This is a genomic window from Curtobacterium sp. MCBA15_009, assembly GCF_001864895.1.
Lineage (GTDB): Bacteria > Actinomycetota > Actinomycetes > Actinomycetales > Microbacteriaceae > Curtobacterium.
In genome coordinates, this window is the sequence record NZ_MJGO01000023.1 from 195,884 (window position 1) to 209,591 (window position 13,708).

A 13,708-nucleotide genomic window follows, 5' to 3' on the forward strand; every position below is an offset into this window, starting at 1 on the left:
CAGCGCCGATGCACCTCATCGCTGGCTCCAGCGGGACTTGGTGCACCACCCCAGCGACGACATCGACAGGCTCATCGCCCGCGACGAAGCGGTCCGCCTCGCCCGCGACGTCATCGACCTGACCGGCAAGCTCGAAGCCAACCAGGACGCGCTCCGACTGCACGTGTCCGCTCTGGCACCGTCTGTACTGGACATCGCCGGCGTCGGCCCCGTCTCAGCCGCCGTGTTCCTCACCGCGTACTCGCATGTGGGCCGAGTCCGCAGCGAAGCCGCGTTCGCGTCGCTGGCCGGCCCGGCCCCGATCCCCGCCTCCAGCGGCAACACCAGCCGACACCGACTGAACCGGCACGGCGACCGACGGCTGAACTCCGCGCTCGACACCGTCGCCCGCGTCAGGCTCTCCTACGACCCCGACACCCGCGCATACAAGCAACGTCGTCTCGCCGAAGGGAAGACCGCGAGAGGAGTCAAGCGCATGCTCAAGCGCTACATCGCCCGACAGATCTACCGACACCTCACCGCCACAATGACCGCCTGACATCACGAGGGAAAGCGTGCATTCAGTCAGCTGATCTCGCGAGGAGGCTCAGGTGGTGGGCGCCGTAGTCACCCGACGAGCAAGCGCCTGGGCGAAAGGCCGCCCATCACGCACTCGTCCGGTGAAAGTCCTACGAGCCCCGCCGAGAAGCAGGACCATGCGAACCCACTGAGCATCACCACCGCGCTTTCTTGACCGGACCTCCACCGACACAAGGGCGACGGAGGACAGCGAGACTGCGGTCGGCACGCGGCCACGCAACAGCTTGAAGCGCCGTCGGACCAGTGAGACGTCGTCGAGCTCCAGGACGTCCACTCCGTTGAAGCCCCACCAGGGTCCAGGAGAGAAACGCGCGGTCACGAAGCTGTTGGTCACGTTCGGAAACGCTAGTCCCCGAGCCTCGCCACAACGATGATCACTTGACATCACCCATAGAAGGGTCGGACAGCACATTGGTCGTCCGCGCACTCGGCGCAGGCGCCGTCGCCCGAGTGGGAGACTGCCGACGTGATCAAGAGCATTCAGGTGGAGCTGCAGATCCACGGCCAGCGTGGCTCTTCGGCAGAAGTGACGCAGCTCCTGGGTGTCAGTCCCGACGAGCAGTACGAGATCGGCGACCTCAAGGGCGATGGTCCCCGCACCTTCGACGTCTCCATCTGGAATCTGTTCAGCAACCGCCACGTTCACGAGATCCGCGCAGAGCACGGGCAGGACCCTTGGGGGCGGGTGCACTGGATCTTGCGGTTGCTGCCAGAAGATGCGGCGGACCTATTTGCTCAACTACGCGATGAAGGCTACGACGTCACACTCTCCGTGGCCCTCATCACCGACCACAAGGAGAACACCTTCACCGTCCCTGCGGAAACTGTGCGACAGGTCGCGGTCGCAGGTCTGGATCTCGAACTGACACCCGCGTCAACCAAGCAGATCGACATCACCTACCGCGACATCTGGTGAACACGTGTCGCGAGCAAGTGGCGCTCGCAATTGTCCACTGATGGATGGGGCACGGGACGACGAGACCGAGGAGCCGGCCGATCAGCTGAGCGAGCTGCTGTCCGTCAGGGTCGCGAAGCTGCCGTCGAGCGCGGCCATGAACGCGGCGTGCACAGCCGCGCCCGGCACGACCGTGTCCCCGTACCGCAGGTCCGGCGCCGTGCAGGCGTCAGGCACCACGATGTTCCGGTACCCGAGCTCGTGAGCGGCCCGTGTGGTCGAGTCGATGCACATGCTGCTCATCATCCCGACGATCACCAGCTCGGTGACATCGGCATCATCGAGGACGCCACGCAGGCCGGTGTCGATGAAGCTGTTCGGCCGGTGCTTCTCGAGCACCACCTCACCCTCGGCCGGTTCGACCGACGGATGGAACTCCACTCCAGCCGTCCCGGGGCGGAAGAACGAGGCGTCAGGGTCGGTGCTGACGTGGAAGACGTGCACGACGAGCTCACCAGACGCACGGAACTTCTCGAGGACCGTACGCGCCGCGGTGGCCGCTGCCTCCGGTTCGATGAGAGGGAACGCTCCGCCTGGGAAGTAGTCACGCTGGATGTCGACGAGGACGAGAGCACGAGTCATCCCACGAGTATCGCTGCCACCAGGGCGTGGCCCGATCACGGGCGGGCGAAGCCCGTCCGCCAGCTCGACCAGCGAGGCGTGAAGCCCGACTCGCGGGCGAGCTGGTTCGACACCGGCCGCCCGAGGTCGCCGGTCTGCTCAACACGCGGGGTCGGGCCGGCGACTGCTGCCGAGAAGGCCGGGACCCAAGCGGTTCCGGATGCTGGTTCGTCATCGACGACGTTCCGGACACCGGCTGTCCAGCCGAGTGCGGCGACCACGGCCGCTGCGGCGTCATCGACGTGCACGAACGAGGTCACGGTCTCGGTCGCAGGGAGCAGGCCCGCACGAGCGGCCTCGCCGAACCGACCCTCGGCCGAGTACCAGGTCCCCGGTCCGTACAGCTGCCCGAACCGCAGCACGACCCCTGCGCCGACCTCCTGAACGGCGTCCTCCAGCGCGCGCACGGCGGTGACCGTCGTTCGGCGGGGTTCTGCCGCGTCCGGGTCCAACGGGTCCGCCTCGGTGGCCGGTTCCGTGCCGGGCGGGTAGACCCACGAGATGCTCTGCGCGACGATCCGGTCCACCCCGGCTGCTCGTGCCGCGTCGACCAGGTTCCGGGTCCCCGTCGACCGGAGTCGCGCGTTGCTGGCCGAGTTCCCCGTGCCGAGGTCCGTCATCAGGTGCAAGACGACGTCGGGTTCCGCGCTCGCGACCGTCGCCATCGTGCCGTCACGGTCCAGCGCGTCGAGCACCGCCGCGTCCACGCCAGGACCTTCGAGCAGTCGCGCCTTCTCCGCCGAGCGGGACGTCAGCGTCAGGTCGTGCCCCGCTGCGAGGAGCAGGGGGACGACCGATCGGGCGAGGACACCGGAACCACCGGCCACGAGGATGCGCACAGCACCATCGTGGCAGTGCCGTCGCTGCGCACCGACCACGGGCGGTGACGACGGGCTGCGACGTCCGGAACCCGCCAGCCGGCAGCGGCGCCACGAAGAGTCCCCCTCTGGGACGCTCGATGCCCCGGGCAGAACTCCGCACTTCTGGTCACCGCGCCGCGCGCTCGCGCCGCCATCAGCCTCGCCGCAGACCTCGGCTCGACGTCTCGGTGGACGATCCGCTCCCGAGACGGCCAGTCAGTCCTGCTCGCGATCATCTTCGTCAGCCCAGCGGCGCAACAGCCGGCGGTTCTCACGCACCCTGGATGACACCGTGACTGCAGCAGCAACGAAGCCTGCAACGATCATGAACCATCCGAGGATCGGAAGGCCTGACGTCACGGAGGCGAAGCCGAGCGCACCGACGACCACGCCGATCAGGGCGATGACGGGAACACCTGTCTTCACGGAACGAACGGTACCGGGAGCGACGCCCGCACGTCCGGAAGCCGATCGGCTACCGGTCTGTCGAACGCTGCTCGCCGTCGGGCAGGAGATGCCCGATGGCTCGTAGGACGTCGCCGAGCCACACGAGTTCCCACATCACCGTCCGATCCGCGTCCATCGCCGACGTCAAGTTGTCCCACGACTCGGTCAACTGCCCGATCGTGGGTTCGGGTGGGTCGCTCGACACGTCGTACAGATCCGGAGCGGGGAGCGAGTAGAAGTAGTCCTCACGCAGCACGACCGACTCCCCGTTCACACGCTCGACGTGCGCAAGGATCCGATCGAACACGAGACGCAGATCAGCCACCGGGATCTGGAGACCGTTCCACTCACGCATGCCACGAACATCCCGCAGGAGGACCTGTCTCGTCAATGGATCGGCCAGCGAGATGCTCTTGACAGAGACAGAGGGCGCGGTTCGCAGCCCCTCCCCGCGGCTGAGCGGTCGGATCAGACGACGAGTGCGTCGAGCACCATCGCACGCTCGATGGTGTCGCGCGCTGCCGCTGGTTCAGACCGGCTGACGTACCAGAGCGACGACTCGACGAGGCGTGCCACGCACCAGGCGGCGATCCGGACCGGTGACTCTCCGGTCATGTCGGCGAGCAACGAGATGCGAGCCCGCAGGTGCCCCTCGGTGTCCAGGAGCGCGAAGGGGTCGTTGATCTGCATGAGCATCGGGCCCAGGTCGTACGCCGGGTCGCCGACCATGGGTTTCGGATCGATGACGAGCCACGGCTCTCGCGTCGCGGTGAGGAGGTTGCCGGGGTTGTAGTCGCCGTGCACGACCACAGTCCGAGGGGCCGTCACGGGGAGCTCACGAAGCAGCGCGTTCCCACGAGCGACCGCGACGAGGTCGAGATCCGGCCGGAGTGTGCGCACGCGCTCCTCGACGAGGTCGGCCCACTCGGCGGTGACGTCGGCCAGGCGCTCGAACGGTCTGGACGGGACGGGCATCGTGGTCGTGCCGGGATCGCTGGACGCTGTGCGGGACCACAACCGGGTCAGTGCACTCGCGGCGATCGACAGCCGGCGTTCCGGCGACAGATCGTGCCGGTCGGCCAGCCGCACGCCCGGATCGCACCGTTCGAGCAACAGCACGAACGGATCGTCGAGGTCTCCCTCGAGCAGTCGAACCGCCCCTGAGCCGTCCCACCATCGAAGCGCCGAAGCCTCGTCACGCGCCTCGCGATGCGGGAAGGAGAGCTTCAGGACCGCATCTCGTCCGGCGGCGGTACGCACGGAGACCACGTGCGACGCGCTCCCGCCGACGCGCACGCGCCCGAGCGTCAGGCCCCAACGGGCCGCAGCGCAGGCGAGCAGCTCGGGAACGGTGCTCCGCCATGCCTCCACCGTCGGCCACATGTGCAGCAGTCTACGAACCCGGCGCCGCGGCCACAGCGCGAGCACCGGAGGCATCACCGGAGTCGGGTGCGGACCTCGTTCCGCGGTCCGGGACGAACGAAGGGATCGCTGCGAGCCGTTCGCATCCGGGTCCGATCGGTTTCGCTGGCCGGTACCGCTCCGGACCGTTCCGCGATCCCGCCCAGAACCGCGGCTTCGAGGTCCGATGCTCGTCGCGCTGCGGGGAGGGCATGCGGACGCTGACGCTCCCGGATGGCAGCCGCGCGGAACCAGACACCGCCGGCGTCTCGGACGAGCGGTCGGCGGACGGTCCTTCCTCGCTGGCGCATCCTGTGCGCCCCGCCCGGACTGCGGCGCCTCGGCAGTTCCTCGTCAGCGCCGTGATCGCAGCCCGGGACCACCGCTGTCGTGGTGGGCCCTGCCGGGATCGAACCGACGACATCCACGGTGTAAACGTGGCGCTCTACCAGCTGAGCTAAAGGCCCTCGCGTCGATCCTACGGGAACGGACGATCGATCCCCGTTCAGCCCACACCTTACTTTCGCCGAAATGAAGGTTTACGCTTAACCCATGTCCGAGACCTCGGTGTTCGCCGTGATCGTCGACCTGGTCGACTCCCGCAAGCTGGACGACCGGGCCGCCGCCCAGCACGCGGTCGAGGCCGCCTTCGACCGTACCGCGGACGTCGACGCACTCGATCCGCTGCGCGCCACCGTCGGCGACGAGTTCCAGACCGTCTACGCCACGCTGGCCGACGCCCTCGTGGCGACGACGGCCGCGATCCTCGCCCTGCCGCCGACGGTGCAGGTCCGCCTCGGCATCGGGCGGGGGCCGGTCCGGGCGGTGGGCGACGGCGCGGTCGGTCCCCTGCAGGACGGCCCGGGCTGGTGGTCGGCCCGCGACGCCATCAACGAGACCCATCGCCGCGAGGACGGCCGGACTCCGTTCCTGCGGTCCTGGTACCACGACTCCGAGGACCGGCTCGGCCCGACCGAGCGACTGGTGGACGCCTGGTTCCTCAGCCGCGACCACGTCCTGTCACGGCTGACCCCACGTGCGCGGCGGGTCGCCCTCGGTCTGCTGCAGGGCCGCACCCAGGCGCAGATCGCGGCGGCTGAGGGCATCACCCCGTCGGCGGTGTCCCAGTCGGTGCAGCGTTCCGGTGTCGCCGCCGTGGTCGAGGGCCTGCGCGTCCTCGCCGACGGGGGCCGCTGATGCTCGCCGGGGTCCTCCTGGCCCTCGTCGGGCTCGCCGACGTCGTCCGGGCGCGCGCCGGTGGTGGTCCGGCGCGGCGGCGGGTGGTGACCACGTCGGTGGTCGTCGTCCTGTGGGCCGGCGTGGTCGTCGTCGCGGCCGCGGGTCTCGGGCTGCCGACGTGGGCCGTCCTCGTCGTGGTCGTGCTGGCAGCGCTCTGGGTCGCGACGACGCTCCCGGTCCGCGCGGACGACGACGACGACCACGCTGCTGCCGCGACTCGCCTCCCCCGCTGGCGGCGGTCCGGGTCGTGGCCGGCGGTCCTGCTCGCCGTCGCCGTCGTCGCGCTGCTGCTGTGGGCGCCGTTCCCGGACGCGTCGGGCTTCGTGGTCGACTGGCACCGGGACGCCGGTCCGGCGTTCGTCGGGAGCGTCCCCCTCGCCGCGGTCGTCGGCGGTGTCGGGTCGGCGCTGTTCCTGGTCGACTCCGCGAACGTGGTGGTCGCCCAGGCGCTGCCGCCCGGGATCGCACCCGACGCGCGCGCCGACCCGACGTCCTCGCGTCCCGCGCGCCTGCGCTTCCTCCGCCACCGGACGCCGCGCCTGCCCGGGGACGACGGGCAGGGTACGGGCGAGCGGTCCCCCGGCTCGGTCACCCTGAAGGGCGGCCGACTGATCGGTCCGATCGAACGGCTGCTGCTCGCGGGCTTCGCCCTGGCGGGTGCCTTCCCGGTGGTGGCGGCGCTCATCGCCGCGAAGGGCATCGTGCGGTTCCCCGAGATCCGGCGCGAGACGACCGGGTACCAGGCGGAGTACTTCCTCATCGGCAGCCTGGTGAGCTGGTCGATGGCCTTCGCCGCGGCCGGCCTCTGCTGGCTGCTCGCTCGCGGCTGACACCGATCCCGTCCGACCACCGCCGTCCCGGCTGCCGCGGGTACCCTCTCCCTCGTGAACGGTGTCGGAGTCGGTGTCCTCGACGAAGCCGGGCGGCTCCGCCTGCTCGGCGCCGCCGTGACGGGCGCGGCCTTCGCCGTGGTGCTCGTCATGCTGGTCCTGTCGTCGTGGTCCGAGGCGACCACCACCGTCCTGGTCTCGGTCGGCATCCCGACCGCGGTGGCGGGGGCCGCGATCGCCGTCCTCCTGCAGCGCCGCGCCTGGCGTGCCGAGGGCGGCTACGAACGGTCGGTGCTCGTGCGTGAGTGGGTCGCCGACGGCCGGGTGCCCGAGGGGGTACCGGCCGAGCAGTGGATCCCGCTCGTCCAGGCGCAGGCGGACCGCGAGGGCGCAGGATGGGGCAAGGTCGTCCTCGGGGTGCTGTGGATCGCGATGACCTGGTCGATGCGGGACCAGCACGGCACGCTCATCACGACGATGCTCGTCCTGCTCTGGAGCGGCATGGTCCTCTGGGCGGCCGTCTGGGTCATCCCCCGCGCCCGGGCAGCGCGAGCGCTCCTGCGCCGCGGTGTCGCCACGCTCGGCTGAACCCCGCTCGGCTGAACCCCGCTCGTGCGCCCCTGACTACGCTCGACCCCATGCAGAGTCGCTCCCTCGGCCACACCGGTCGCTCCGTCTCCCCCATCGGCCTCGGCACCTGGCAGTTCGGTGATGACTGGGGTCCCGTCTCGGATGCCGACGCGGACGCCGTCATGGACGCCTCCGTCGAGTCCGGCGTCACCCTGTTCGACACCGCCGACGTCTACGGCGACGGTCGCAGCGAGCAGCTCATCGGCGCGTGGCGCGCCGCGAACCCGGACGTCCCGCTGACGGTCACCACGAAGATGGGCCGTCGCGCCGAGCAGGTCCCCGGCAACTACGTGGCCGCGAACTTCCGAGAGTGGGTCGACCGCTCCCGCACGAACCTGCGGCAGGACACCCTCGACCTCGTGCAGCTGCACTGCCCGCCGACCCCGGTCTACGAGGACGACGCCGTCTACGACGCGCTCGACGCGCTGGTCGCCGACGGCTCGGTCGCCGCCTACGGCGTCAGCGTCGAGACCGCGGACCAGGCGCTCGCCGCGATCGCCCGGCCCGGCGTCGCGAGTGTCCAGATCATCCTCAACGCGTTCCGGCTCAAGCCGCTGGACCGCGTCCTGCCGGCGGCCCGGGAGGCAGGGGTCGGCATCCTCGCGCGTGTCCCGTTGGCCTCGGGGTTGCTGTCCGGCAAGTACACGACGGACACGTCGTTCGCCGAGGGCGACCACCGCAACTACAACCGCCACGGCGAGGCCTTCGACCAGGGCGAGACCTTCAGCGGTGTCGACTACGACGACGGCGTGCGGGCGGCGCAGACCTTCGCGGCGTCCCTGCCCGACGCCGTCTCGGTGCCGCAGGCGGCACTCGCGTGGATCATCGCGCAGGACGGCGTCACCGCGGCCATCCCGGGTGCCCGCAACCCGGAGCAGGCCCGGTCGAACGCGGCCGCCGGTGACCTGCCGCCGGTCGAGGGCCTCGACGCCACCGTGCACGACCTGTACGACACGTGGTTCCGCGCGAGCGTCCACGACCGCTGGTGAGACTCCGGAGCGTCGCGGTCGCGGTGGCCGCGGTCCTGCTGCTGGCCGGCTGCGCCGCGCCCGGTGCGGCGACGACCCGTGCCGTCCCGCCGTGGGAGCGGCCGACCGACCTCACCGCGCGGGCCGAGGCGGCGGGTCTGCGGAACGTGTGGGGTGAGCGGCTGGCCGAGCACGTCCACACGCACCTGACGATCCTGGACGGCGACGAGCCGGTCACCGTGCCGGCGAACGTCGGACACTCCGCGAAGGCGCGGTTCGCCGCCGAGATCCACACGCACGACACCTCGGGGATCGTGCACGTGGAGTCCCCCGACGAGCGGACGTTCACGCTCGGGCAGTTCTTCGACGAGTGGGGCGTCTCGCTCGGTCCGGAGCACGTCGGTGGGCTCCGCGGCGAGCTGACCGTGTGGGTGGACGGCCACCGCCGCATCGGCAACCCGCGGTCGATCGCGCTCACCGACCGCCGACAGGTCGTCCTCGTCGTCACCACGATCGGCGAGGTCCCCCGGCTCCCGACGCCGTTCGACTGGCCGCCGCAGTACCGCTGAGACGGTGCCGCTGCGTAGCCTGCACCCATGACCACGATCCGCACCGGCACCGACCTGGCCGCGGTCGAGGACGTGACCGCAGGCATCGCTGCGCACGGCGAGCGCTACCTCGACCGGCTCTTCACCGCGCGTGAGCGGTCGGACACCGCGGACGACCCGGAGCGGCTGGCGGCGCGCTTCGCCGGGAAGGAGGCGGTGGTCAAGCTCCTCCGCCCGGCCGCCGGCGAACCCGTGGCCCTGCGCGACGTCGCGATCGTGCTCGACGCCGACGGCGCCCCGTCGGTCGAGCTGGCCGGCACGGCCGCCGCGCTGGCAGAGGCCGTCGGCTGCGGGCCGATCGCGGTGTCGCTCGCGCACGAGCGCGGGCTCGCGATCGCGACGGCGGTGGCGCTCAGCGAGCGGTGACCCCTGCGGACCGCCGAGCAGCAGTGCGGTTTCGCGCACCCGCACGGCGGTTTCCCGATGCCCGGTCCTCCTTATCGTTGCCGACATGGACCAGGACCCGAACACCTCCAGCACGTTCGTCGTACTCGCCGACCCGGACGTCGACCGGGCCGTCCGACGTGCACTGGCCGACCACGGACGCCTCACCGTCGACGTGAACGACCTCGGCCCGACGGCCGACCTCTACGCGCTCGGGCTCACCTCGCACGCGACGGTCAACGTCATGCTCGCCGTCGAGACCGACCTGGACGTCGAGTTCCCGGACGCCGTGCTGCACCGGGCGACCTTCGCCACCATCGAGTCGATCGCGGCCGCCGCGGAGCAGGCGTCGTGACGTTGACCGCGCCGACGCGCACCGTCACGACGACGGAGACCGGCACCGCGACCGGGTCCACCACCGCACCCCAGCCGGGGACGGGCACCGCGACCGCGCCGGCGTCGGCGCCCCGGCCGCCGGCGGGCACCGCGACCGCGCGGGGCACGGCGACGGACCGGTTCACCGAGCGCACGGCCGCCGTCGCGGCGACCGCCGCCCTGTTCGCCGACGAGGTCGACCGCGACGCCCGCCCCCCGCGCGAGGCGATCGCCGCGATGCGCGAGACAGGACTGCTCGCCGCAGCGGTCCCCGTCGCCCACGGCGGCGAGGGGGCGTCGGTCACCGAGCTGTCGTCGATCGCCACCGAGCTCGGCCGCGCCTGCGCGGCGACGGGCATGGTGTTCGCGATGCACCACAGCCAGGTGATGGCGCTCTGGCGGCACGGCGGCGAGGGCCGCGGGGTGCTCGACGCCCTCGAGGCAGTCCGCACCGGCGCACTCGTCGCGTCGGCCACCACCGAGCGCGGCATCGGCGGCGACGCCCGGAGCTCGTCCTGCGCGATCGAGCCCACCGACGACGGCCGGATCCGTCTGCGGAAGGACGCACCGGTCATCTCCTACGCCACCGAGGCCGACGCGGTGTTCGTCACCGCCCGGCGCTCGCCCGACGCTCCGGCGTCCGACCAGCGGCTGCTCGTCTGCCGGACGGACGAGATGCTGCTGTCGCAGACCTCGACCTGGGACACGATGGGCCTGCGCGGCACGTGCAGCAACGGGTGGATCCTCGACGCCGAGACCACCGTCGACCACGTGTTCCGCGACGACTACGCCACGATCTCGGCGCACACGGTGCTGCCGGTCTCGCACGTCCTCTGGGCCTCGGTCTGGCTCGGCATCGCGGCCGGTGCGGCCGAGCGCGCGCGGACGGCGGTCCGCCGGCAGGCGCGCGCCGCCGTCGGCACGACCCCGCCCGGCGCCCTCCGGCTCGCCGAGCTGCTCGTCGAGCTGCAGACCATGGCCGATGCCGTGCGGCACGCCGCGGAACGGTACGACGCCGCGGCGGACGACCCGGACGTGCTCACCTCGAGCGCGTTCGCGCTGGCCGCCAACGCCCTGAAGATCGGCGCGTCCGAACGCGTCGCCGACATCACCACGAAGGCGATGCGCATCATCGGGATCGCGGGCTACGCGGCCTCCGGTCCGATGAGCACCGCCCGACACCTCCGAGACGCCCACGGTGCCGCCGTCATGGTGAGCAACGACCGTCTCCTCGCCAACGACGCCGACCTCTCACTCATGACGGGAGTGATCCTGTGACGATCACCGAACCCACCACCGGCGCCGTGCCGGATCTCGACGCGGCGCGCGCCGCCCTCCGCTCCCGCCTGCTCGACGACGGCGTGCTCATCGACCTCGGCTCCCCCGGCCTGTACGGGCGCACCGGCGTGTTCGAGCGCGTGTACGCCGCGGTCGACGCCGCCGGGGTCCGCAGCCAGGCCGACCTGGGCGCGGACGTGCTCCGCTTCCCGCCGGTGGAGACGCTCACCGCGTTCGAGCGCACCGACTACATCGCGTCCTTCCCGGACCTCGCGGCCTCGGTGTCCGCCTTCACCGGCGACGACCGCACGCACCGGGCACTCCTCGCCGCCCGCGAGCGGGGCGACCGCTGGGAGGACTTCCTCGAGCCGGCCGACCTCATGCTCACCCCGGCGGTCTGCCACCCGGTGTACGGCCTGGTCGGGGACACCGTGCCGCAGTCCGGGCGCACGTTCGACATCGTCGGCGACTCGTTCCGCCGCGAGCCGTCCCTCGACCCGATGCGCCTGCAGGCCTTCCACATGCACGAGTTCGTCGTCATCGGCACGCCGGAGGCCGCCCGCGCGCACCGCGACGGTCGGATCCCCGGCATGCGCGCCCTGCTCGAGTCCTTCGGGCTCGCGATCGACGTCGTGCCGGCGAACGACCCGTTCTTCGGCCGCGTCGGGCAGATCCTCGCCCGGAACCAGGTCGAGCAGTCGCTGAAGTTCGAGTTCGTCACGCCCGTCTACGGGCCGGACCACCCCGCGACCGCGATCAGCTCCGCGAACCTGCACGAGGACCACTTCGGCTCCGCGTTCGGCATCCGCACCGCCGACGGCGAGGTCGCGCACAGCGCCTGCGTCGCCTTCGGCCTGGAGCGGATCACGATCGCGCTGTTCGCCGCGCACGGCACCGACCCCGACGCATGGCCCGAGGCGGTCCGCGCGGCGCTCGCACTGTGAGCACCCGGCACGGCTGGTCCGGGTCGCCCGCCATCCGGCTCGCGGTGCAGGCACCGGCCGCCGCGCGCGCCGGCGTCGTCATCTGCCCGCCGCTCGGGCAGGAGGGCGTCATCGCCTACCGCACGCTCCGGCTGCTCGCGGACCGTCTGGAGGCCCGTGGCATCGCCTCGGTGCGCTACGACCCGTCGGGACGTGGCGACTCCACCCCCGACACCGACCCCGACGCGCAGGTCCGGTCCGCACGCCGTGCGGCGGCCGTGCTGCGCACGACCGGGGTCCGGCACGTCGCCTTCGTCGGGCTCGCCTCCGCGGCGCTCGTCGCGGCGGCCGCCGCCGGGGACACCGACGGCCTGGTCGTGTGGGACGCGCCGGCCTCCGGTCGTGCGTGGCTCCGTCGGCAGCGCGCCCTGGCCGCGCTCACCATCGGCGAGGACCGCGTGGTCGACGGCACCGAGAGCCTCATCGGCATGGACGTGACGACGGACGAGGCGGCCGTGATCGGCGCCCTCGCCTTCGCGCCGCGGACGGGCCCGACGGTGGCGCTCGTCCGTCCGGGCAGCCGGGCACCACGGGCCCTGGGCACCGTGCCCACCACCGAGGTCGTCGGCAGCGCCGAGCTCCTCGACGGCACGAGCGTCCAGGCGCGGATCCCGGGCGCTGCGGTGGACGCCGCCGTCGCCTGGCTCGACGCCTGGGCACCCGACGCCCGCGTGGTCGTCACCCCGCCCGTGCTCGACGAGGTGCTCGACGTGGACGGCCGGGTCTCCGAACGCATCGTCCGGATGGGTCCGCAGGGGCTCTTCGCGGTCGAGACGGTGTCCTCGGCGCAGCACCACGACGCCCCCGTCGTCGTGCTGCACAACGGCGGCGCCGAGCACCACGTCGGTGCCACCGACTACCAGGTCGACCTCGCCCGGGCGCTCGCCCGGGACGGCGCCCGGGTGGTCCGCGTCGACCGCCGGGCCACCGGGGAGAGCACCGGCGTCCACGAGGACGAGCGCAGCTTCCTGTTCGCCGGCGAGTGGCTCGAGGACCAGTCCGCGGTCGTCGCCGCGCTCGGGACGCCCGCCGACCGGCTCGTGCTCGTCGGCATGTGCGCCGGCGCGTGGCTGGCCGGTCGCGCGGTCGACGAGCCGCCGCGACTCGTCGTCGAGATCAGCCCGAACGACTACCGTCGCCGTCCCGCCGAGCCCGGCGCCTACGCCGACGCGGTGCGCGCGATCGACGCACCGTCCCCGGCACGGCGCTGGGTGCGCGAGCGGTACAACCGCGTCGTCCCGCGGTCGGTGCGCGACCGGTTGGCCCGCCGTGACCGCGCCGGCGGGGTCGTCGCCCACGTGCGGCCGCTCGTCGAGCACGGCACCGACGTCGTCGTGATCGTGGCCCCCGAGGACGCCGAGCTGTTCGACCGGCTCGGCGGACGCCGGGCCGAACGTCGGTACGGCGGCACGGGCCGCCGCGGCTCCGTGTCCGTGGTGCGGGTGGAGGACGGCGACCACGCCCTGTTCTCGCGGGCGATGCGCGATGCCGTGGTCGCCGAGGTCCGCACCCGGGTCGCCGAGACCTTCCCGGTGCACGCCTGAGTCGCG

General features: G+C 72.1%; 17 protein-coding genes, 1 tRNA gene and 1 pseudogene. 12 read left to right on the forward strand and 7 right to left on the reverse strand.

Features of this window, described 5'->3' with window-relative positions; translation table 11 throughout:
* Window positions 1–196: 196 nt before the first annotated feature.
* Window positions 197–538, forward strand: a pseudogene (locus BIU97_RS18010) (transposase); the annotation flags it as partial.
* Window positions 539–586: 48 nt separating this feature from the next.
* Here the strand turns inward: BIU97_RS18010 and BIU97_RS17570 are convergent.
* On the reverse strand, window positions 587–913 hold the full coding sequence (locus BIU97_RS17570; protein WP_139195931.1) for a hypothetical protein: 327 nt from the start codon (window positions 911–913) through the stop codon (window positions 587–589).
* Window positions 914–1,045: 132 nt separating this feature from the next.
* Here BIU97_RS17570 and BIU97_RS06640 point away from each other — a divergent pair, with 132 nt between their 5' ends.
* A complete protein-coding gene (locus tag BIU97_RS06640; RefSeq protein ID WP_071254841.1) occupies window positions 1,046–1,495 on the forward strand; it encodes a DUF4279 domain-containing protein in 450 nt (149 codons plus the stop codon).
* Window positions 1,496–1,576: 81 nt separating this feature from the next.
* Here BIU97_RS06640 and BIU97_RS06645 read toward each other — a convergent pair whose 3' ends face one another.
* The 6 genes from BIU97_RS06645 to BIU97_RS06670 all read right to left on the reverse strand — a co-directional run bounded on the left by BIU97_RS06645 (window position 1,577) and on the right by BIU97_RS06670 (window position 5,330).
* Window positions 1,577–2,116, reverse strand: coding sequence for a cysteine hydrolase family protein (locus BIU97_RS06645; RefSeq protein WP_071254837.1), 540 nt, complete (start codon window positions 2,114–2,116; stop codon window positions 1,577–1,579).
* A 35-nt stretch (window positions 2,117–2,151) separates the two neighbouring features.
* Window positions 2,152–2,994, reverse strand: a complete 843-nt coding sequence (locus BIU97_RS06650) for an NAD-dependent epimerase/dehydratase family protein (RefSeq protein WP_071254834.1) — start codon at window positions 2,992–2,994, stop codon at window positions 2,152–2,154.
* A 237-nt stretch (window positions 2,995–3,231) separates the two neighbouring features.
* The gene (locus tag BIU97_RS06655; protein ID WP_071254832.1) at window positions 3,232–3,441 is read right to left on the reverse strand and encodes a hypothetical protein; all 210 of its coding nucleotides are present in this window, start codon (window positions 3,439–3,441) and stop codon (window positions 3,232–3,234) included.
* A 49-nt stretch (window positions 3,442–3,490) separates the two neighbouring features.
* Window positions 3,491–3,817: a hypothetical protein gene (locus tag BIU97_RS06660; RefSeq protein WP_071254830.1), complete on the reverse strand. Its 327-nt coding sequence runs from the start codon at window positions 3,815–3,817 to the stop codon at window positions 3,491–3,493.
* Window positions 3,818–3,930: 113 nt separating this feature from the next.
* The gene (locus BIU97_RS17195; RefSeq protein ID WP_175472192.1) at window positions 3,931–4,845 is read right to left on the reverse strand and encodes an aminoglycoside phosphotransferase family protein; all 915 of its coding nucleotides are present in this window, start codon (window positions 4,843–4,845) and stop codon (window positions 3,931–3,933) included.
* A gap of 409 nt (window positions 4,846–5,254) precedes the next feature.
* Window positions 5,255–5,330, reverse strand: a tRNA-Val gene (locus tag BIU97_RS06670).
* 85 nt (window positions 5,331–5,415) lie between these two features.
* Between BIU97_RS06670 and BIU97_RS06675 the strand changes: the two genes are divergently transcribed.
* The 10 genes from BIU97_RS06675 (at window position 5,416) to BIU97_RS06720 (ending at window position 13,702) form a co-directional block, all read left to right on the forward strand.
* On the forward strand, window positions 5,416–6,060 hold the full coding sequence (locus BIU97_RS06675; RefSeq protein WP_071254825.1) for a SatD family protein: 645 nt from the start codon (window positions 5,416–5,418) through the stop codon (window positions 6,058–6,060).
* Window positions 6,060–6,932, forward strand: a complete 873-nt coding sequence (locus BIU97_RS06680) for a hypothetical protein (protein ID WP_071254823.1) — start codon at window positions 6,060–6,062, stop codon at window positions 6,930–6,932. The genes BIU97_RS06675 and BIU97_RS06680 overlap by 1 nt, the downstream gene beginning before the upstream one ends.
* 54 nt (window positions 6,933–6,986) lie before the next feature.
* A complete protein-coding gene (locus BIU97_RS06685; RefSeq protein WP_071254821.1) occupies window positions 6,987–7,520 on the forward strand; it encodes a hypothetical protein in 534 nt (177 codons plus the stop codon).
* 50 nt (window positions 7,521–7,570) lie between these two features.
* The gene (locus tag BIU97_RS06690; RefSeq protein ID WP_071254819.1) at window positions 7,571–8,551 is read left to right on the forward strand and encodes an aldo/keto reductase; all 981 of its coding nucleotides are present in this window, start codon (window positions 7,571–7,573) and stop codon (window positions 8,549–8,551) included.
* Window positions 8,548–9,099, forward strand: coding sequence for a hypothetical protein (locus BIU97_RS06695; protein ID WP_071297270.1), 552 nt, complete (start codon window positions 8,548–8,550; stop codon window positions 9,097–9,099). Before BIU97_RS06690 ends, BIU97_RS06695 begins: the two co-directional genes overlap by 4 nt.
* A 27-nt stretch (window positions 9,100–9,126) precedes the next feature.
* The gene (locus BIU97_RS06700) at window positions 9,127–9,504 is read left to right on the forward strand and encodes a holo-ACP synthase (RefSeq protein WP_071254815.1); all 378 of its coding nucleotides are present in this window, start codon (window positions 9,127–9,129) and stop codon (window positions 9,502–9,504) included.
* A gap of 85 nt (window positions 9,505–9,589) precedes the next feature.
* Window positions 9,590–9,877: an acyl carrier protein gene (locus BIU97_RS06705; protein ID WP_071297271.1), complete on the forward strand. Its 288-nt coding sequence runs from the start codon at window positions 9,590–9,592 to the stop codon at window positions 9,875–9,877.
* Entirely contained in the window at window positions 9,874–11,175 is a 1,302-nt protein-coding gene (locus tag BIU97_RS06710) for an acyl-CoA dehydrogenase family protein (protein WP_217639476.1), read from the forward strand. Before BIU97_RS06705 ends, BIU97_RS06710 begins: the two co-directional genes overlap by 4 nt.
* Window positions 11,172–12,119 carry an amino acid--[acyl-carrier-protein] ligase gene (locus BIU97_RS06715; RefSeq protein ID WP_071254809.1) on the forward strand — a complete coding sequence of 316 codons (948 nt, stop codon included), beginning with the start codon at window positions 11,172–11,174 and terminating at the stop codon, window positions 12,117–12,119. Before BIU97_RS06710 ends, BIU97_RS06715 begins: the two co-directional genes overlap by 4 nt.
* Window positions 12,116–13,702, forward strand: a complete 1,587-nt coding sequence (locus tag BIU97_RS06720) for an alpha/beta fold hydrolase (protein WP_071254806.1) — start codon at window positions 12,116–12,118, stop codon at window positions 13,700–13,702. The genes BIU97_RS06715 and BIU97_RS06720 overlap by 4 nt, the downstream gene beginning before the upstream one ends.
* The last annotated feature ends 6 nt before the right edge of the window (window positions 13,703–13,708 follow it).

Excerpts from the sequence above, each read along its gene's own strand:
- BIU97_RS06645 (WP_071254837.1), bottom strand. The coding sequence starts at position 2,116 with ATGACTCGTGCTCTCGTCCTCGTCGACATCCAGCGTGACTACTTCCCA.
- BIU97_RS06660 (WP_071254830.1), bottom strand. The coding sequence starts at position 3,817 with ATGCGTGAGTGGAACGGTCTCCAGATCCCGGTGGCTGATCTGCGTCTC.
- BIU97_RS17195 (WP_175472192.1), bottom strand. The coding sequence starts at position 4,845 with ATGTGGCCGACGGTGGAGGCATGGCGGAGCACCGTTCCCGAGCTGCTC.
- BIU97_RS06675 (WP_071254825.1), top strand. The coding sequence starts at position 5,416 with ATGTCCGAGACCTCGGTGTTCGCCGTGATCGTCGACCTGGTCGACTCC.
- BIU97_RS06680 (WP_071254823.1), top strand. The coding sequence starts at position 6,060 with ATGCTCGCCGGGGTCCTCCTGGCCCTCGTCGGGCTCGCCGACGTCGTC.
- BIU97_RS06690 (WP_071254819.1), top strand. The coding sequence starts at position 7,571 with ATGCAGAGTCGCTCCCTCGGCCACACCGGTCGCTCCGTCTCCCCCATC.
- BIU97_RS06700 (WP_071254815.1), top strand. The coding sequence starts at position 9,127 with ATGACCACGATCCGCACCGGCACCGACCTGGCCGCGGTCGAGGACGTG.
- BIU97_RS06705 (WP_071297271.1), top strand. The coding sequence starts at position 9,590 with ATGGACCAGGACCCGAACACCTCCAGCACGTTCGTCGTACTCGCCGAC.